The organism is Microbacterium paraoxydans, assembly GCF_018224615.1.
Lineage (GTDB): Bacteria > Actinomycetota > Actinomycetes > Actinomycetales > Microbacteriaceae > Microbacterium > Microbacterium paraoxydans_B.
Map to the genome: position 1 here is coordinate 318,039 of NZ_JAGTUK010000001.1, position 16,567 is coordinate 334,605.

Consider the following 16,567-nt stretch of genomic DNA (forward strand, 5'->3'; position numbering starts at 1 on the left):
CGTTGTCGTGACCTCAATCGAATCGATTCGACAAATGCGGCCGGATCAGCGGACGCGCCGCGCCAGGATCGCCGTCTCCGCCCTGTTCCTCACCAACGGTGCCCTCTTCGCGAACATCCTGCCGCGGTACCCGGAGATCAAGTCCGCGCTCGGGCTCGACAACCTCGGCTACGGTCTCTCGATCGCGGCGTTCCCCGCGGGAGCGATCGCCGCCGGCCTGTTCGCGGCCGTGCTGATCCGGCGCTTCGGCTCGGCCAGGGTCGCCGTCATCGGCACGGTGCTCACGAGCCTGGGGCTGCTGTCGGCCGCGCTCGCGCCGTCCGGGCTGCTGTTCGCCCTCGCGCTGCTGCTGGGCGGGGCGTCCGACGCGATCACCGATGTGGCGCAGAACGCCCACGGTCTCCGCGTGCAGAAGCGCTACGGTCGCTCGATCATCAACAGCTTCCACGCGATCTGGTCGATCGGCGCCGTGCTGGGCGGGGTCATGGCGGCCGGGGCCATCGCACTGCACCTGCCCCTCGCCGTGCACCTGGGCGTCTCGACGGCGGTGTTCGCGGCGGTCGCTCTGGTGGCCCTCGGGTTCTGCCTGCCGGGACACGACGACGACGCAGAGGAGGCTGCGGCCGAGCCGGGCGAGCTGGCCGGGCAGGTGCGCCGTGGGGTGTCGCCGCGCACGGTGGTCGCGATCGTCGCGCTCACGCTCATCGCGATGGCGGGCGCGATCGCGGAGGATGCGGGCAACTCCTGGGCCACGCTGTACCTCGGCGACTCGCTGGGCGCGGCCGCGGCGATCGCGCCGCTCGGCTTCATCGCGCTCGTGGGGGCGCAGTTCGTCGGGCGGCTGTTGGGCGATCCGCTGACCGACCGGTTCGGGCAGCGCGCGGTGGCGGCGGTGGGCGGGCTGATCGCGGCGGTCGGCATGACGCTCGCGCTGGCCTTCCCGAGCGTGCCGGGCACGATCCTGGGGTTCGCGGCGGTCGGCTTCGGCATCGCGACGCTGATCCCGGCGGCGATGCACGCGGCGGACGAGCTGCCTGGCCTGCGCCCGGGAGTGGGGCTGACGCTGGTGTCGTGGCTGCTGCGTGTCGGCTTCCTGCTGTCACCGCCGTTCGTGGGCTTCCTCGCCGAGACGCAGAGTCTGCGGGTGGGCCTGATCGTCGCGCCGGCGGCTGCGGTCGTCGCGGTGCTGCTGTCGGGCTTCCTGGACGGACGGCGACCGCGCGACTGAACTGCAACTCAGAGGTTGCGCTGCGGACCTATTGGTGCAACTCTGTAGTTGCAGACGTCGTCAGATCGACGACGACCGGAGAGGACACATCATGAGCGACATCACCCGCGACGACGCCGCCGTGGTCGACGAGGCGGGGTTCTCCGTCCGTCGCACCATCCGCATCGACGCCCCCATCCGGGCGGTCTGGCAGGCCGTGACGGAGCCCGAGCACATCTCCCGCTGGTTCGGCCGCACCGCCCTCACCGGCACCGGCGTCGGCGCCACCGGCACGATGGCGTTCCCGGATTACGACGTGATCCCGCTGCGCGTCGAAGAGTTCGACGCCCCGCACCGCATCACCTACCGGTGGAACAACGACGACGCGCTCGGCACGCTGCCCGACGAGGTCGACGAGGAGACCTCGACCGTCTTCACGTTCACGCTCGAGGAACGCGACGGCGGCACCGAGCTGACGGTGGTGGAGAGCGGCTTCGAGCGCACGTCCGACCCGCGCGCGAACCTCCAGTCCCACCGCACCGGCTGGGAGCTCGAGCTCGACAAGCTCGTCACGCTGGTCGAGGGTCGCGCGTGACGGCGTCGACCCTCATGCCCGTGCTCTCGGCACTCGCCGACGAGACGCGGTGGAGCATCCTGACCGCGCTCGGCGAGGGCGACGCCTCCGCGTCGGCCCTCGCCGGCCGGCTGCCCGTGTCGCGCCAGGCCATCGCGAAGCACCTCGCGGTGCTGCAGGAGGTGGGCCTGGTCGAGCCCGTGCGCGTGGGCAGGGAGGTGCGGTTCCGTGTGATCGGGGCCGAGCTCTCCGCCACCGCGGCCGCGCTCGACGCCATCGGGCGCGAGTGGGACCGCCGCCTCGCCGCGATCAAGCAGATCGCGGAAGGGCTCTAGGCCAGCTCCTTCGCGCCCTCGACGTCGCCGTGCTCGGCATCGGCCTCCGCGGCCTCTTCGATCGCGGCGGTCATGCCCACGAGGAACCGCATGACCACGGCGCGCTCGGGGTCGGAGAGGTCGTCCACGAGGTTCAGCATCCGGCGGTGCATGGCGCCCAGGGTCGCGCGCACCTCCTCGTCGCTGCTGACGGTGGGCACCACGATCCCGGCGCGGCGGTCGGTGGGGTGCGGTTCGCGGCGCGCATGACCTCCGCGCTCCAGGCGGTCGATCAGCGTGGTGGTCGATGCCGTGGAGATGTCGAGCATGCGGGCGATGTCGATCGGGCGGACGATGCGCCCTGCCCGCTGTTCGCGCAGCAGGAAGCGCAGGGCCACCAGGTCGGTCTCGTTCATGCCCATCGACGCGCGGGTGCGGGCGCGCATCGCGGTCTCGGCGCTGCGGTACCGGCGCAGCATGTTCAGCACGTCGACGGTGGAGGCGGTGTCACTCTCGGGGTACCAGTATCCGGATGCGTGGAACTCGCCCCTGCTGTCGGTCACGCGACCTCTCCTTCGTCGCTGGACCCGGCCTCCCGCTCGAGCATCTCCATGGCGCCCGTCTCGACCTCGGCCGGGACGATCCGCAGGAGACCGCCCGTGATGGCGTCGGTCTCGGCGCCGATGATCTGCTCGATCCGGCGTCGCGGGACGGAGGGGAAACGCTCCTCCAGGCGTTCGAGCAGATCGGCGTATCTGATGTACGACGCATCCTCGAGACTGAGTCGCTCGGGCATGGCATCCTTTCGGGGGCGATATTCCCATCATCGCACTCCTGAAGTGCCTGATCTGACCGAATTATCGCTAGTCTGTCTCGTTGTCAGACTGCCGAGGTACCATGTCTCCGGGGAAGGAGTACTCGGCATGAGCAAGACCGGCACGGATGTGGCAGCCTCGGCGCTGTCCCGCGATGTCGACGACTTCCGCCGTGCCGACGCTCAGCTCAACCGCCGTCTCGCCGCCCGTCGCGCCCCCAACGATACCGACCGCGCGGCGATGCACTTCATCGGCACTGCGCCCGCAGAGCGCCCGATCACCCCGCGTGACCTGGCCGGCTTCCTCGGCATCAGCACCGCGGCCGTGACGAGTGTGATCCGCCGTCTGTCCGAGCGCGGGCAGATCGTCGTGGCACCGCATCCGCTCGACGCGCGCTCCAAGGTGCTGCGGCCCTCGCTGCGCGACCTGCACTCTCCGGGCGACGATCTCTCGGCGCGCGTGGCCGCTCTGGCCGAGGAATTCACGGAGGAGGAGGCGGCCGCGATCTCGCGTTTCCTCCGCCGCCTGACCGAGGAGATCGGCGATCTTCCCTGACCGACTTGATCTAGTTAGTTAAACTAGTAAACTACTTCTCGTCCAGCTTTCTGTCACGAGGAGAGAGATCATGGGAACCCTCACGTACGCGAGTGCCACCGCCCCGATCGAGATCGACGACGAGGTGCTCGCGCATCTTCGTGCTGTGACCGTCACCAAGCTCCGGCGCAACGAGCCGTTCGCTCTGACCGTGCCCACGGGCGGCGGTCAGTCCGAGACGCTGTGGATGCACGCGTCCATCCCGGTGCGCTTCGTGGTCGATGCGGCCGTCCCGCTGCACCGGCCGCTTCTCGCCCGGCTCATGGGTGCGGCCAGTTCCACCGGAGGGCTCGACCTCACCGATCCGGAGCTGTCGCTGGAGACCGAGGAGCTGCGACTGCACGCGATGAGCGCGTGATTGCACGGAGGATGCAGGCCCGCCTCACCGACCGTCGTGGTTCTCTCGAAGGGCTCTCGAACCACGAGCGGTGATGGCCTCGGCGAGTACGGAGCGGGGGCTCCGCCTCGCCACCGAGCGGCATCCGGCGGCCAGGGATTCGGGTTCCCGGCCGCCGGATGCCGCTTCGTCTTTCACAGGGCGGTGTAGCCGCCGTCCACCAGGTGGTAGCTGCCGGTGATGAAGCTGGCGGCGTCGCTCGCGAGGAACACCACGAGGTTGGCCACCTCGTCGGCCTGGCCCAGTCGCCCGATCGGGTGCTTCGACACGAGGAACTCCTTCGCCTCGTCGCCCATGTTCGCCAGCAGCGGGGTGTCGATGAAGCCGGGGCCCACCGAGTTCACGCGCACGCCCTGCGCCGAGTACTCCAGTGCGGCGGTCTTGGTCATGCCGACCACGCCGTGCTTGGCGGTGACGTAGGCGGGCGAGCCGGCGAAGCCCACGCTGCCGAGGATCGAGGCGATGTTGACGACCGAGCCGCCGCCGTTCGCCAGGATCGAGGGGATCTGCGCCTTCATGTTGCGGAACACCGCGTTGAGGTTGATCGCGATGACCTTGTCCCACGCGTCCTCTTCGTAGTCGGCCGTGGGGGCGGTCGCGCCACCGATGCCGGCGTTGTTGACGCCGATGCGCAGCGGGGCGAGGGAGTTGGCGAGCTCGACCGACGAGGCGATCCAGGCGGGGTCGGTCGCGTCACCGACCGAGGCCTCGGCGGTGCCGCCCGCGGCGCGGATCTCGTCGACCACGGCCTGCGCGTGCTCGGCGTTGAGGTCGTTCACCACCACGGATGCGCCGTTCTGCGCCAGCAGCAGCGCCACCGAGCGGCCGATGCCGCTGCCTGCTCCCGTCACGATCGCCGAGCGGTTCGAGACGTCGTACTGAGCCACGAGAGACTCCTCCTCCGGGCGGGCGCGGTGCCGGGAGATCTTCTCGGACGGTCCGTCCTTGCCTCCAGCCTACGCCCGAATATCGGAGGTGGATTCACGTGAATGGAATTATGCGGATGGTGTCCAGGTCTGTTCCGGCCCGACGGCGGACGACAGGCGACGACTGATCGTGCCGAGCTGTCTCGCCTGCGTCGGAGTGAGGGTCTCGAACACCACCTGCCGCACGAGGGCGTGGTGGCCGGGGGTGGATGCGGCGACCTTCCGGCGTCCCTCGTCGGTGAGGATGCCGAGCGTGAAGCGGCCGTCGGCGGGGTCGGTCTCCCGGCGCACCCAGCCGTGCGACTCCAGTCGAGTGACGGCGCGCGAGAGGCGCGAGAGCGTGCAGCTCGCATACGCCGCGAGGGTGCTCAGGCGCAGCCGACGATCGGGCGCGGAGTCGAGGGCGAACAGGATCCCGTGCTCGAAGTGGCTCAGGCCGCTGTCGCGCTGCAGCTGCGCGTCGAGTGCCGTGGGCAGTCGCTCGAGGAGCGTGGCGATCGCGGACCAGATCTCCAGCTGCTCGTCGCTCAATGGTGCGGCGCTCTGCTGCTCTGGCATGAGGCCAGGATAGGGCACCGCATCGCCCTTTCGCCGCGCCTTGACTTTCCCAGGCAAGCTAATTCGCGCTACAGTGACTTGCCTGAGCAAGTAATCAGGTCAGGTGAGACCGAAGGAAGGGGCAGGTGATGGAACTGGGGCTGCAGGGCAGGACGGCGTTCGTCAGCGGGTCGACGCAGGGGATCGGGTACGCCGTCGCGTCGGCGCTCGCCGCGGAGGGTGTGCGCGTGGTCGTGAACGGGCGCACACCGGCGGGCGTGGAGGAGGCGGTGGCCAGGCTGCGGGCGGCGCACCCGGACGCGGAGATCTCGGGGCTGGCGGCCGACTTCGCGCGGGCCGACCAGGTGTCGCGGCTGCTCGGGGCGCTCGGCGACGTCGACATCCTCGTCAACAATGTCGGGCTCTTCGGGCTTGCCGAGTTCGACGACCTCCCCGACGACGAGTGGGACCGCTACTTCCAGGTGAACGTGATGAGCGGCGTGCGGCTGTCGCGCGGACTGCTCGGCGGCATGATCGAGCGCGGCTGGGGGCGGGTCGTCTTCATCTCCAGCGAATCGGGGGTCAACGTTCCCGCCGACATGGTGCACTACGGCGTGACCAAGGCGGCGACCATCGCCCTGGCCAACGGCCTGGCCAAGCGCACCAGGGGCACTGCCGTCACGGTGAACACGGTGCTCGGCGGCCCGACCTACTCGGACGGGGTGGCTGCCGCCGTCGCGGCGGTCGCGGATGCCCAAGGGCTGCCGGTGGAGGCCATGAAGGGCGCCATCATCGGCCAGAACCGCACCTCACTGCTGGAGCGGTTCCTCGAGCCGCGCGAGATCGCCGATCTCGTGACCTACCTGTCGAGTCCGCGATCGGCGGCGACCAACGGGGCGGCGCTGCGGGCCGACGGGGGTGTGCTGACGTCGATCCTGTAGCGCGACATCCCCTCTTGACACGCCCTCGCCGCGGGAATAACGTACAACCAAATGGTTGCACGAACAGAACTGAGCGAAGCGGAGGTCGACCGTGTGTTCCACGCACTGGCGACGTCGACCCGGCGCGACATCCTGCGCCGGACGATCGAGCGGGAACAGTCCGTCTCGACCCTCGCCGCCGAATACGAGATGTCGTTCGCAGCGGTCCAGAAGCACGTCGCCGTGCTGGAGGCCGCGAACCTCATCGTCAAGCGCGCCGAGGGACGCGAGCGGCTCGTCCGCGCGAACCCCGAGATGATCGCCCGCGCCAGGGCGCTCCTCGCCCGCTACGAAGAGCTGTGGCGGTCGCGCATCGCCCGGCTCGACGACCTGCTGGCCGAAACGCCGACCGGTCGCACCGACAGCGACAGCACCGACAACGCACGACAGAACCCAGGAGACTGACATGCCCGTCACCGACGTCATCACCGATGCCGACACCCTCACCATGACCGTCACGGCCGACTTCGCCGCGCCGATCGACCGCGTGTGGAACGCCTACAGCGACCCGCGCCAGCTCGAGCGCTTCTGGGGTCCTCCCGGCTGGCCCGCCACCTTCACCGCATGGGACCACACCGTCGGCGGCCGCGCCGTCTACACGATGACCGGTCCGCGGGGCGAGAAGTCGACCGGCACCTGGGAGTTCCTCGCGATCGACGAGCCGCGCGGCTTCGAGGTGCTCGACGCGTTCGCCGACGAGGACGGCACCCCGCTCGACGGCTTCCCCGCGCAGCGCATGACGTTCCGCTTCGAGCCCACCCCCGACGGCACCCGCATGGTCACCACGAGCCACTTCGACTCGGTCGAGGCGCTCGAGCAGGTCGTGTCGATGGGCCAGGTCGAGGGCCTCAAGCTCGCCATGGCGCAGCTCGACGCCGTGCTGCAAGACCTCCGCGACTACGCGCAGGGCAAGGGCACCCGTGTCGAGCTGCTCGACGACACCCACGTGCGCATCACCCGGCTCGTCGAGGGCCCGCGCGAGCTGGTGTGGCGCGCCCACTTCGAGCCCGACCTGATCCGCCAGTGGATGCTCGGCCCCGACGGGTGGGAGATGACGGAGTGCGTCGTGGCGACCGAGGTCGGCCAGTCGTACCGCAACTCGTGGGCACCGGTCGGTGACACTGAGGGCGAGCCGTTCGGCTTCGAGGGCGAGGCGCTGCTGATCGACGCCCCGCGCCGCGCCGTCACCACCGAGCGCATGCAGGGCATGCCCACCGAGACGCTCAACGACCTCAACCTCTACGAGGAGGACGGCGCCACCCTCGTCACGGTGCTCATCGAGTACCCCGACAAGGACACGCGCGACATGATCCTCGCCACCGGTATGGCCGACGGCATGGAGGCCTCGTTCGCCCGCCTGGAGCGTCAGCTGCTCGCGGTCTGACCGCGCGCCCGTTCCTCCGGACGATCGGCCGGGTCCGCACGGACCCGGCCGATCGCTGTGTTCCGGGCCGCGGCGTATGTCGGCAGCCCGCTCCCACCGGGCACGCCCGGAGGCCGAAGTCCGCGCGGGCGGGATAAAGTGGCGGCACGATGAGGATCACCCGCCGCACGCTGCTCCTCGGCGCCGGAGCCGGTGCCGTCTCGGTGCTTCTCGCCTCCTGCACACCGGAGCCGAAGCCCACACCGACCCCGACGCGCACGAGCGAGCCCGAGCCACCGCCCGGCGTCCCGGCGCCCGCGGGCAGCATCCGCAGCACCTGGACCACCGACGCCTTCTCGCTCGGCGCCGCCAGCTTCACCCCCGTCGGCGTGCTCGCCGACGCCCGCTCCGCCCTCGCCCGCCCGGTCGACGACCGCCTGTTCTTCGCGGGCGAGGCGACCGACGAAGACGCGCCGGGCACCGTGCGCGGCGCGATCGCCTCGGGGGAGCGCGCCGTCGACGAGCTGATGGACGCCGCGGGATCGGGTGAGCGGGTCGCGGTGATCGGCGCGGGCCTCGCCGGAGCCACCGCCGCGGCACTGCTCGCCGACCGCGGCATGCAGGTGACCGTGTTCGAGGCGCGCGACCGGGTGGGCGGCCGGGTGTACACCCGTAGCGACGACACCTGGCCCGTGCCAGTGCAGCTCGGCGCATGGTTGTTCGGCGAGGACGACGCGGAGGTGCTCGACCGCCTGAGCAGCGGCGACGTCGGCATCGTCGAGCTCACCGGTTCGCTGTGGCGCACGCCGGACGGCGACATCGAACCCGTCGACCCCGTGCCCGTCACCACGGCCCTCGCCGCGGCGCAGAACGCCCCGGAAGACCTCTCCGTCACCGATGCCCTGACCGCCGCGGGCGTCGACCCGACCGACCCCTCGACCGCCGCCCTGCTCGACATCCTCGCCGCGCACACGGGCGCCGGAGCCGACGAGCTCTCCAGCTGGTTCGCGCCGCCCCTGCCCACGGGCGACCCGACCGCCACGCGCGACAGCCTCGTGCCGTTCGTCGAGCACGCGCTCGACGGGGTGCAGGTGGGGCTGAACTCCCCGGTCGCACGCCTCGCCTACGACGACACCGGCGTGAGCGTGCGCCTCGGCACCGGGGAAGCGCTGTCGTTCGACCGCGTCGTCGTGACCGTGCCGCTCGGCGTGCTGCAGGACCGCAGCATCGAGTTCGACCCGCCGCTGCCCTTCGCCAACCGCGGCGCGATCTCGGCGCTCGGCATGGGGGCCATCGAGACCGTGTGGCTGCGATGGGACGAGGCGTTCTGGGACAGCGACGAGGCCGTGTGGCACGCGGTCGGCACCGACGCGACGATCCCCACCTGGATCAACCTGCGCCCCGCCACGGGTGAGAACGTGCTGGTCGGCATCGTCGGGGGCGCGGCCGCCGCCGAGTTCGCCGAGCTCAGCGACGACGACGCGTTCGAGGCCGCCCTCGCCTCGCTCACCGTCTACGTCTGAGCTGCGGACCCCGCCCCGACCCGCTCCCGCGCGTCCACCGCGGTGCCGGTGGGGGTTCCGGGATCGTCCGGGGGATCGTCGGACCCCGGATCGGCGTCGGAGCGCAGGCGGCGCGGCAACGGCATCCGGCTGATCAGCACGAGCGCGGACGCCACGATGCTGAACGCCGCCAGCGCGATCGCGCACGACACCACGAACTCCGCGGGCCCGCTCACCTGTCGCGGGTCGAGGAAGTAGTACGGATACCAGCCGATCAGGGGGCCGCGGATGAGTGTCGCGATTCCCCACAGCACCGGGTACACGAGCGTCACCGGCACCACGCGCCACGGGACGGAGCGATGACCGGGCGCCAGTGCCCACGCCGCCACCGTGACCGCCGGCAGGTAGAAGTGCAGCACCTGATCCGACCACGGCACATCGATGCGGATGCCGCGGACCCCCGCCTGCCACACCAGGATCGCGAACACGAGCCCCGCCGTGATCGTCCAGGTCAGCACGAGCGCCAGCGCCACCGTGAGCCAGCGCGGATCCCGCGCCCGGCGCAGCGCCAGCACGCCCGCGATCGTGAGCAGCACCACGAACGCGATGTTCGACTGGTTCGTGAGGTAGGCGAAGAAGTTCTGGCTCGCGATCGTGTGCGACGCGAGCCCCCAGCTCAGGCGGTGGATGAGGGCGATCAGGCAGATGGCGGCCGCGCTCAGACGGAGCAGGCCGAAGACCGTGCGGGTCCTCACCGCCGCGTCACCGTCCCCACCATCATCCGCCGAGTCTACGGAGTCGTCCCGTGCCCTCGCCCCACGCGCGCGGGCACGGCGCGCGCTCAGATCAGCCGGCGCAGCGCCTCTTCGAGCGTGACGCCCTGCGCCTCGGCACGGTCGCGGAGCCGGGCGTGCTCGTCGGCCGACAGCGGGAGGCGCAGTTCGATCGGGTCGTCGTCGCGGCGGTCGAGTCCGTCGAGCAGGTCGGACGGCTCGGCCCACAGCGGCTCGGCGTACGCGTCGCGCGCCGAGGAGGGGGAGGTGGGGGTGGCGGCGACCGGGGCGGACGCGGCGACCGGGGCGGACGCGGCGACCGCGGCGCCCGCGTCGGTGCCCAGCGTGAAGCCCGGGCCCCGGCGCGGCTCCTGCCCCTGCTGGTAGGCCTTCGCGGCGGCGTTCGCACGCTCGTCCGCGGCCTCGTTCAGCGGATGCCCCGCGTGGCCCTTGACCCACGAGAACTCCACGTCGCGACCGCGCATCGCTTCGTCGATGCCCTCCAGAAGATCGCGGTTGAGCACCGCGCCGCCGTCGGACTTGCGCCACCCGCGACGCTTCCACCCGGGCATCCACTTCGTCACGGAGTCGATGACGTAGCGGCTGTCGCACTCGATCAGCAGCTTCTCGTCGGTGCCCGCCGTCGCGCGCAGCAGTTCGAGCACGGCTCGCAGCTCGCCCTGGTTGTTGGTGCCGTGCGGGGAACCACCGGCCGCCCAGTTGGCGTCGTCGATGTACCAGGCCCAGCCGTTCGGGCCGGGGTTGCCCAGGGCGGAGCCGTCTGCGGCGGCGGTGATGGTCATCCTTCCACCGTATCGGTGGGGGCGGACGCGGCCGTGCGCGGCTGCGGCGTCAGTCCTCGGGTTCGGCGTTGTCGGTCGACGCGGCCTCGGGCGCGGGCGGCGCGACCGGGAACACGATCGAGCTCACCGACGCCGGCGCGCCCAGCCCGAGCGTGAGCGGGTCCACCGCGGGGGGCGTGTCGAGCAGCTCGGCCTCGGAGCGCTCGAGCGGCTCGGACGGCAGAGCCCACTGCTGCTCTTCTTCTTCGGGTCGCTGCTGGAAGAGTCCCATGGAGTCCATCATGACCCCGGTCGCGCGGACCGCGGTCGCATTCACACGGGATTGATCGGTGGCGCGGGCGGATCGGTGCGTTCGTGCGGACGTGGGGTCAGGAAGGGTCGTTGTCGGTCGAGGCGGAACGCACGGCCTCGACGAGTTTCCGCCACGGCCCCTCCAGCGCCGAGTCGGGCAGTTCGCGCTCCCGGCGCTCGGAAGGGGTACGGGCGCGGATGCTCCACACGAAGCGGTCGGCTCCGGGAGAGGCGTCGGGGTCCTGGTCCCACGGGCAGAGGTCGATCAGCGCGATCCACTGCTCGGCCTCGGGCGGCTCGGCTTCCACACGCCACTGGCGGCGGATGCCCGCGATGCCGCCCGTTCGCACGACGGCGATCACGACGGGGGTGTCACTCGGAGGTGCCGGGCCGTCGCTCATCTTCATAGACTCCCACGGTGCCCCACGCCCGTCGAGCCGCGGTCGCGGTCTCCTCGTCGATCGTGGCCGCTGCGGCGACCGTCGCGTCGGCGAACGCGGTGAACGTGGCCGTGCTCGACAGTCCGCCGGTGAGCGCCCGGTACCAGACCGTTCCCGCGCGCTCCCAGGCGTTGCCGCCGAGGTCGCGCGCGAACAGGGCGAACGCGCGGTTGGGGATGCCGGAATTGATGTGCACGCCGCCGTTGTCCTCCGTCGTGCGCACGAAGCCGCTCATGTGGTCGGGCTGCGGGTCTTTGCCGAGCTCGTCGTCGTCGTAGGCCGTGCCGGGCGCGAGCATCGACCGCAACGCCGAGCCCTCCACGGCCTCGGTGAAGATCTCGGCCCCGATGAGCCAGCTCGCCTGCTCCGCGCTCTGGCCCAGCGCGTACTGCTCGGTGAGCGCGCCGAACACGTCGGCGATGGACTCGTTGAGGGCGCCGGGCTGCCCCTGGTACTCGAGGTTGGCGGTGTGCTGCACCACGCCATGCGCGAGCTCGTGACCGATCACGGTGAGCGACCCGGTGAAGCCGCGGAAGACCTCGCCGTCGCCGTCGCCGAACACCATGCGCTCGCCATCCCAGAAGGCGTTGTCGTAGTCGACGCCGTAGTGCACGGTCGCATCAAGCGGTGCTCCGGCATCGTCGAGGGAGTTGCGCTGGAAGGCGGCGAGCAGCATCTCGAATGTGGCGCCCAGCCCGTCGAACGCCTCGTTCACCGCGGTGTCGTCGACCGGGGCGTCGTCTTCGCTGCGGACGACGGCGCCGGGGAGCTGCTGCGTGTTCCCCGCATCGCTGATGGTGCGGTTGGGGGCGTCGGACAGTTGTGCCACGAGGTCGCCGTTCTCGTCGATCGAGAGGTCGATCCGGGCGCGGAACGGCGGGCGGCCCGCGGTGAGCGTCTGCCGCGCAGCCGCGGCGGCCCTCGGGAACCGCCCGGACTCGGCCAGGCGGGCGAGCAGATAGGAGGGGACGACGCCGTGACGCTGGGGGGATTCTGCGCTGCTCATGCTGCGACCCTACGCCCGGGCACCGACGTTGGCGCCGCCGCCTCCGATCCAGTCGAGGCGACTTGAGATTGAGAATCGTTCTCAATAAGGTGGCAGAGTCATGAACCTCGCCCTCCTCCGCCGCGCCGCCCTCGCGCCGTCCGCCCTCGTCGTCCTGCTCGCCGCGGCCGCGTGTGCGCCGAGCACCACGCCCGCCGCGACCCCCGCCCCGACCTCCGACGCCCACGGCCTCGCCGAGGTCGGAGCAGCCGAGGTCGCCGCGCCCGCCCTCGCGCTCGTGATCGGCGACGACGCGGGCGCCCTCACCCTGCTCGACCTGGAGACCGAGGAGCGCACGGCCCTGGCGCCGGCACGGCCCGGGGTCTCCGGGGTGTTCGCCGACGGTCGACTCGTTTTCCGCGCGCTCGGCAGTGGCGAGGCGACGACGGTCGAGGTGTTCGACGGCGGCCGCTGGACCATGCCGCATGGCGACCACACCCACTCGTTCCGCGGCGAACCGCAGGCGTACGGCACGCTCGAGGGTGTCGGGCCGGTGCGTGTCGCGAGCACCGGGCAGCGCACCGCGGTCGCGTTCGGCGACGGCGAGGTGCGGCTGCTCGCGCACGAGGAGCTCGACGGCGGCGAGCCCGAACCGCTGACTGTGGCGCACGCGGGGCCGGTCGTCCCCCTCGCCGAGCACCTCCTGGTTCCCACGGGCGACGAGGTCGTGCGCGTCGTCGACGCCCGCGGCGAGCCCACCGACGCCGCCCCGGTGCCGTGCGGCGCGGTCGCGGACGCCGACGTCACCCGGGTCGGCGCGGTCTTCGCGTGTGCCGAGGGCGCGGTGCTGTTCACGCGCCAGGTCGGCGGTGCCGTGACGGGCGAGGTCGTGCCGTACCCGGGAGGCGCACCCGCGGCCGCGCGGCTCGACGGTCGCACCGATCGCCCCGACCTCGCCGGAGTCGCGGGCGACCGCGGGGCGTGGCTGCTCGACGTGCGCGCCCGCGCGTGGACCCTGATCCCGTCCGAGGTGCCGCTCGTGCACGCGGTCGCCCTCGGGGACGACGACAGCCGCACGGTCGCGCTCGATGCCGACGGCCGCGTGCGCGTGCTCGCCCCCGACGGCACCGTGCTCGCGCGCTCCGAACCCCTGCTCGCCGACGCGCTCGCCGATCCCGAGCTCCGCGACCGCATCGACCTGCGGGTCACCGCGACCCGCGCGTACGTGAGCGACCCCGTCGCGGGGGCCGTGATCGAGCTCGGCCACGACGACGCCCGCGTCACCCGCACCTTCCCCGACCTCCAGCCCCGGTTTCTCCACCTGGTCGGCTGACGCCTGCGGCGACCGCGGTCGCCAACGCGCACCCGCGCACCCCCCGAGAAGAAAGAGAGACGAATCCATGTCCCGACCCCGCAGCAGCCTCGCGCTGGGCGCCCTCGGCGCGATCGCCGCCGTCGCCCTCGCCGGATGCGCCGGCGCCGCGCCGGCCGCCGACCGCGACACCGCCGCCCTCGACCCGCACGAGGCGGACACCCGCGTCGCCCTCACCTACGACGGCGGCGTGATCGTGCTCGACGGCGACACGCTCGACACGGTCGGGGAGGCCGAGCTCGACGGGTTCCTGCGCGTCAACGCCGCCGGCGACCACGACGGCCACGTGTTCGTCACCGCGGAGGACGGCTTCCACGTGCTCGACACCGGGCTCGCGTCCGGCGAGGTGGCCTTCACGGGAGAGGTGTTCGAGGCCGTGGCCGCCGGGCACGCGACGCCCCACGCCGGCCGCACGGCGCTGTTCGACGACGGCACGGGCGAGGTGCGGGTGTTCGACACCGACGCCGTGGGGACGGGCACGCTGCCCGCGTACGACACGATCACCTCGGAGGCCGCGCACCACGGTGTCGCGCTCGAGCTGTCCGACGGCACGGTGCTCTCCACGATCGGCACGAGCGAGGCGCGCAGCGGTGTGCGTCACCTGGCCGCGGACGGCGCGGAGCTCGCGCGGAACGAGCAGTGCCCCGGGGTGCACGGCGAGGGCGCGCTCAAGGGCGAGGTGGTGATGTTCGGGTGCGAGGACGGCGTGCTGCTGTTCCGCGACGGCGCGTTCACCAAGCTCGACGCCCCGCACGAGTTCGGGCGCACGGGCAACGCCTACGTGACCGACACGAGCGCGGTCGCGGTGGGCGACTACAAGACCGACCCCGACCAGGAGGGCTACTTCCTCTCGCAGCTCGTGTTGGTCGACACCGCGGCGGACACGCTCTCGGTGGTGGAGCTGCCGGACGGGGTGGAGTACACGTGGCGCGGCGTGGGTCGCAGCGCGCACGACGACATCGTGGTGCTGGGTGCCGACGGCAGCCTGACCGTGCTCGACGAGACCGGCGAGGTGCAGGACTCGTGGAGCGTGATCGACGCGTGGGAGAGCCCCGCCGAGTGGCAGGACGCGCACCCCGGGCTGCGGGTGGTCGGTGACATCGCCTACGTGACCGAGCCGTCGAAGAACCGGGTGCTCGCGGTCGACCTGCGCTCCGGGGAGATCGCGGCGGAGGCGACGCTCGACGTCGTGCCGAACGAGTTCGTGGTGGTGGGTGCCGCGGGGCACTGAGCGCCGCGCGAAGCAGAGGGGGCGGACCCGGGTGGGGGCCGCCCCCTCGTCGTGCCCTGGCACTCTTGACACGATTGCGTTCTGTATACAGAATACTGATGAGCCCCGAGGGGGTGATCCCGACCCGAACTTCAACGATGAAAGAGGTAGCGAGATGGCACGTGCTGCGACACGGTATCTGGCACTGGGCGCCGCCGGAGCGCTCGCACTCGGACTCGCCGCATGCAGTGGCGGCGGCGGAGGCGGGGGAGTCGGTGCCGACGGGAAAGCGACCGTCGTCTGGTCCACCTGGGGCACGCCTGAGGAACTCACCCGCTACGAGGAGTTCAACAAGGACTTCATGGAGCGGCACCCCGACATCACCGTCAAGCTTCAGCCCGTCGCCGGCTACGGCGACTACCACTCCAAGCTCCTCGCCCAGCTCACCAGCAACACCGCCCCCGACGTCTTCTACGTGGGCGACGACATGATCGGCCAGTTCGTCGACTCCAACCGACTCCTGCCGCTGCGCGACCTGATGGACTCGAAGGACAGCAAGACCGCCTACGACGACTTCTTCCCCGGGCTGTTCGGCGCGGCCGAGAAGGACGGCGAGGTCTACGCGGCCCCCAACGACTCCAACCCCGACGTGTTCTGGTACGACAAGCAGGCGCTCGCCGCGGCCGGCATCACCGAAGACCCGGCGACCCTCGCAGAGAACGGCGAGTGGACCACCGACACGTTCCTCGAGATGAACGCCGCCCTGCACGATGCGGGCCTCACCGGCACCATGTACTGGAACTACTGGGCGACCCACTGGAGCTGGCTGTCGTCCCAGGGCCTGGACGCCCCGTACGACGACAAGGGCGCGTTCGTCGCGAACGACGACGCCGACACCGTCGAGGCCATGCAGCAGTTCGGCGACCTCTTCCAGGACGGCACGTTCGTCGTTGCGGACACCCTGCCCGACGGTGCGGGCGCCGACAGCGTCTTCGTCACCCACAAGGCCGGCTTCTTCGTGCAGGGCCGCTACACGATCGGCACGGTCAGCGCGGCGGGCGAGCAGGACAGCTACGACATCGTCCGCTGGCCCACCCCCGACGGCGCGGAAGCCCCGACCGGTGTGGCCACGTCGTTCCTCGCCATCAACGGGAAGACCAAGGTGAAGGACGCGGCCTTCACCTTCTGGACCGAGTTCCTCTCCGCCGAGGGACAGACGTTCCGGCTGCAGGGCGGCGGCAACGCGGTCCCCTCCATCAAGGGCGCCGACGAGGTCGTGCTCGAGGGCGACTACCCCGCCCACGCGCAGACCTTCCTCGACATGCGCGACATCGGCTTCGAGGACTACCCCGCCGAAGCACGCATCCCCGGGCTGCCCGTCGCCATCGCGGAAGAGTTCCAGAAGCTCTACGAGGGCAAGGTCGACGCGCAGACCACCCTCGACACGATCGCCGACGTGGTCGCGGAACGGTCGGAGAAGTAGG

At 71.4% G+C, this 16,567-nt stretch carries 21 protein-coding genes; 12 read left to right on the plus strand and 9 right to left on the minus strand.

The annotated features are described in order from the left end of the window. Window positions 1-34: 34 nt before the first annotated feature. The 3 genes from KE274_RS01505 to KE274_RS01515 all read left to right on the plus strand — a co-directional run bounded on the left by KE274_RS01505 (window position 35) and on the right by KE274_RS01515 (window position 2,116). Window positions 35-1,228 (plus strand): MFS transporter, encoded by a 1,194-nt coding sequence (locus KE274_RS01505; RefSeq protein ID WP_211540381.1) that lies wholly within the window; start codon window positions 35-37, stop codon window positions 1,226-1,228. 91 nt (window positions 1,229-1,319) lie between these two features. Beyond that, window positions 1,320-1,802 (plus strand): SRPBCC domain-containing protein, encoded by a 483-nt coding sequence (locus KE274_RS01510; protein WP_211540394.1) that lies wholly within the window; start codon window positions 1,320-1,322, stop codon window positions 1,800-1,802. After that, entirely contained in the window at window positions 1,799-2,116 is a 318-nt protein-coding gene (locus tag KE274_RS01515) for an ArsR/SmtB family transcription factor (protein ID WP_307872115.1), read from the plus strand. The genes KE274_RS01510 and KE274_RS01515 overlap by 4 nt, the downstream gene beginning before the upstream one ends. Here KE274_RS01515 and KE274_RS01520 read toward each other — a convergent pair. Together KE274_RS01520 and KE274_RS01525 are read right to left on the minus strand one after the other, a co-directional pair. Then, window positions 2,113-2,658 (minus strand): MarR family winged helix-turn-helix transcriptional regulator, encoded by a 546-nt coding sequence (locus KE274_RS01520; protein WP_307872116.1) that lies wholly within the window; start codon window positions 2,656-2,658, stop codon window positions 2,113-2,115. The two genes, KE274_RS01515 and KE274_RS01520, sit on opposite strands and share 4 nt — an antisense overlap. After that, window positions 2,655-2,891 (minus strand): hypothetical protein, encoded by a 237-nt coding sequence (locus tag KE274_RS01525; RefSeq protein ID WP_211540407.1) that lies wholly within the window; start codon window positions 2,889-2,891, stop codon window positions 2,655-2,657. Before KE274_RS01525 ends, KE274_RS01520 begins: the two co-directional genes overlap by 4 nt. A 127-nt stretch (window positions 2,892-3,018) precedes the next feature. Here KE274_RS01525 and KE274_RS01530 point away from each other — a divergent pair, with 127 nt between their 5' ends. Together KE274_RS01530 and KE274_RS01535 are read left to right on the plus strand one after the other, a co-directional pair. Further along, on the plus strand, window positions 3,019-3,465 hold the full coding sequence (locus tag KE274_RS01530) for a MarR family transcriptional regulator (protein WP_211540409.1): 447 nt from the start codon (window positions 3,019-3,021) through the stop codon (window positions 3,463-3,465). Between the two features lie 70 nt (window positions 3,466-3,535). Further along, a complete protein-coding gene (locus tag KE274_RS01535; RefSeq protein ID WP_211540411.1) occupies window positions 3,536-3,862 on the plus strand; it encodes a DUF7882 family protein in 327 nt (108 codons plus the stop codon). Window positions 3,863-4,035: 173 nt separating this feature from the next. Here the strand turns inward: KE274_RS01535 and KE274_RS01540 are convergent, their stop codons facing one another. Beyond that, window positions 4,036-4,788: an SDR family NAD(P)-dependent oxidoreductase gene (locus KE274_RS01540; RefSeq protein WP_206251995.1), complete on the minus strand. Its 753-nt coding sequence runs from the start codon at window positions 4,786-4,788 to the stop codon at window positions 4,036-4,038. Between the two features lie 108 nt (window positions 4,789-4,896). After that, window positions 4,897-5,385, minus strand: a complete 489-nt coding sequence (locus tag KE274_RS01545) for a MarR family winged helix-turn-helix transcriptional regulator (RefSeq protein WP_211540413.1) — start codon at window positions 5,383-5,385, stop codon at window positions 4,897-4,899. Window positions 5,386-5,513: 128 nt separating this feature from the next. On the opposite strand from KE274_RS01545, the gene KE274_RS01550 reads away from it, so the two are divergent. The 4 genes from KE274_RS01550 to KE274_RS01565 all read left to right on the plus strand — a co-directional run bounded on the left by KE274_RS01550 (window position 5,514) and on the right by KE274_RS01565 (window position 9,230). Beyond that, on the plus strand, window positions 5,514-6,305 hold the full coding sequence (locus KE274_RS01550) for an SDR family NAD(P)-dependent oxidoreductase (protein WP_211540421.1): 792 nt from the start codon (window positions 5,514-5,516) through the stop codon (window positions 6,303-6,305). A 51-nt stretch (window positions 6,306-6,356) separates the two neighbouring features. Then, window positions 6,357-6,749, plus strand: coding sequence for an ArsR/SmtB family transcription factor (locus KE274_RS01555; protein WP_211540423.1), 393 nt, complete (start codon window positions 6,357-6,359; stop codon window positions 6,747-6,749). A gap of 1 nt (window position 6,750) precedes the next feature. Next, window positions 6,751-7,728, plus strand: coding sequence for an SRPBCC family protein (locus KE274_RS01560; protein ID WP_211540425.1), 978 nt, complete (start codon window positions 6,751-6,753; stop codon window positions 7,726-7,728). Between the two features lie 149 nt (window positions 7,729-7,877). Beyond that, window positions 7,878-9,230 (plus strand): flavin monoamine oxidase family protein, encoded by a 1,353-nt coding sequence (locus tag KE274_RS01565; RefSeq protein WP_211540427.1) that lies wholly within the window; start codon window positions 7,878-7,880, stop codon window positions 9,228-9,230. Here KE274_RS01565 and KE274_RS01570 read toward each other — a convergent pair. From KE274_RS01570 to KE274_RS01590, 5 genes are all read right to left on the minus strand, one after another. Continuing rightward, window positions 9,221-9,964: a Pr6Pr family membrane protein gene (locus KE274_RS01570; RefSeq protein ID WP_307872117.1), complete on the minus strand. Its 744-nt coding sequence runs from the start codon at window positions 9,962-9,964 to the stop codon at window positions 9,221-9,223. The genes KE274_RS01565 and KE274_RS01570 overlap by 10 nt on opposite strands. An 86-nt stretch (window positions 9,965-10,050) precedes the next feature. Continuing rightward, window positions 10,051-10,785 (minus strand): ribonuclease H family protein, encoded by a 735-nt coding sequence (locus KE274_RS01575; RefSeq protein ID WP_211540429.1) that lies wholly within the window; start codon window positions 10,783-10,785, stop codon window positions 10,051-10,053. A 49-nt stretch (window positions 10,786-10,834) separates the two neighbouring features. After that, window positions 10,835-11,056 carry a hypothetical protein gene (locus KE274_RS01580; protein ID WP_211540431.1) on the minus strand — a complete coding sequence of 74 codons (222 nt, stop codon included), beginning with the start codon at window positions 11,054-11,056 and terminating at the stop codon, window positions 10,835-10,837. A 97-nt stretch (window positions 11,057-11,153) separates the two neighbouring features. Then, entirely contained in the window at window positions 11,154-11,477 is a 324-nt protein-coding gene (locus KE274_RS01585) for a protealysin inhibitor emfourin (protein ID WP_211540433.1), read from the minus strand. After that, window positions 11,449-12,522 carry a M4 family metallopeptidase gene (locus KE274_RS01590; protein ID WP_211540435.1) on the minus strand — a complete coding sequence of 358 codons (1,074 nt, stop codon included), beginning with the start codon at window positions 12,520-12,522 and terminating at the stop codon, window positions 11,449-11,451. The genes KE274_RS01585 and KE274_RS01590 overlap by 29 nt, the downstream gene beginning before the upstream one ends. A 100-nt stretch (window positions 12,523-12,622) precedes the next feature. On the opposite strand from KE274_RS01590, the gene KE274_RS01595 reads away from it, so the two are divergent. The 3 genes from KE274_RS01595 to KE274_RS01605 all read left to right on the plus strand — a co-directional run bounded on the left by KE274_RS01595 (window position 12,623) and on the right by KE274_RS01605 (window position 16,566). Continuing rightward, complete coding sequence (locus tag KE274_RS01595; protein ID WP_211540437.1) at window positions 12,623-13,834, plus strand: ABC transporter; 1,212 nt, start codon at window positions 12,623-12,625, stop codon at window positions 13,832-13,834. Between the two features lie 67 nt (window positions 13,835-13,901). Next, a complete protein-coding gene (locus KE274_RS01600; RefSeq protein ID WP_211540439.1) occupies window positions 13,902-15,104 on the plus strand; it encodes a hypothetical protein in 1,203 nt (400 codons plus the stop codon). 154 nt (window positions 15,105-15,258) lie between these two features. Then, entirely contained in the window at window positions 15,259-16,566 is a 1,308-nt protein-coding gene (locus KE274_RS01605; protein ID WP_211540441.1) for an ABC transporter substrate-binding protein, read from the plus strand. Window position 16,567: the final 1 nt, after the last annotated feature.

What these genes read in the sequence shown, in the direction of transcription:
- KE274_RS01505 (WP_211540381.1), top strand. Translation starts at nt 35, where the DNA reads ATGCGGCCGGATCAGCGGACGCGCCGCGCCAGGATCGCCGTCTCCGCC.
- KE274_RS01510 (WP_211540394.1), top strand. Translation starts at nt 1,320, where the DNA reads ATGAGCGACATCACCCGCGACGACGCCGCCGTGGTCGACGAGGCGGGG.
- KE274_RS01525 (WP_211540407.1), bottom strand. Translation starts at nt 2,891, where the DNA reads ATGCCCGAGCGACTCAGTCTCGAGGATGCGTCGTACATCAGATACGCC.
- KE274_RS01530 (WP_211540409.1), top strand. Translation starts at nt 3,019, where the DNA reads ATGAGCAAGACCGGCACGGATGTGGCAGCCTCGGCGCTGTCCCGCGAT.
- KE274_RS01535 (WP_211540411.1), top strand. Translation starts at nt 3,536, where the DNA reads ATGGGAACCCTCACGTACGCGAGTGCCACCGCCCCGATCGAGATCGAC.
- KE274_RS01545 (WP_211540413.1), bottom strand. Translation starts at nt 5,385, where the DNA reads ATGCCAGAGCAGCAGAGCGCCGCACCATTGAGCGACGAGCAGCTGGAG.
- KE274_RS01550 (WP_211540421.1), top strand. Translation starts at nt 5,514, where the DNA reads ATGGAACTGGGGCTGCAGGGCAGGACGGCGTTCGTCAGCGGGTCGACG.
- KE274_RS01555 (WP_211540423.1), top strand. Translation starts at nt 6,357, where the DNA reads ATGGTTGCACGAACAGAACTGAGCGAAGCGGAGGTCGACCGTGTGTTC.
- KE274_RS01560 (WP_211540425.1), top strand. Translation starts at nt 6,751, where the DNA reads ATGCCCGTCACCGACGTCATCACCGATGCCGACACCCTCACCATGACC.
- KE274_RS01565 (WP_211540427.1), top strand. Translation starts at nt 7,878, where the DNA reads ATGAGGATCACCCGCCGCACGCTGCTCCTCGGCGCCGGAGCCGGTGCC.
- KE274_RS01575 (WP_211540429.1), bottom strand. Translation starts at nt 10,785, where the DNA reads ATGACCATCACCGCCGCCGCAGACGGCTCCGCCCTGGGCAACCCCGGC.
- KE274_RS01580 (WP_211540431.1), bottom strand. Translation starts at nt 11,056, where the DNA reads ATGGGACTCTTCCAGCAGCGACCCGAAGAAGAAGAGCAGCAGTGGGCT.
- KE274_RS01585 (WP_211540433.1), bottom strand. Translation starts at nt 11,477, where the DNA reads ATGAGCGACGGCCCGGCACCTCCGAGTGACACCCCCGTCGTGATCGCC.
- KE274_RS01590 (WP_211540435.1), bottom strand. Translation starts at nt 12,522, where the DNA reads ATGAGCAGCGCAGAATCCCCCCAGCGTCACGGCGTCGTCCCCTCCTAT.
- KE274_RS01595 (WP_211540437.1), top strand. Translation starts at nt 12,623, where the DNA reads ATGAACCTCGCCCTCCTCCGCCGCGCCGCCCTCGCGCCGTCCGCCCTC.
- KE274_RS01600 (WP_211540439.1), top strand. Translation starts at nt 13,902, where the DNA reads ATGTCCCGACCCCGCAGCAGCCTCGCGCTGGGCGCCCTCGGCGCGATC.
- KE274_RS01605 (WP_211540441.1), top strand. Translation starts at nt 15,259, where the DNA reads ATGGCACGTGCTGCGACACGGTATCTGGCACTGGGCGCCGCCGGAGCG.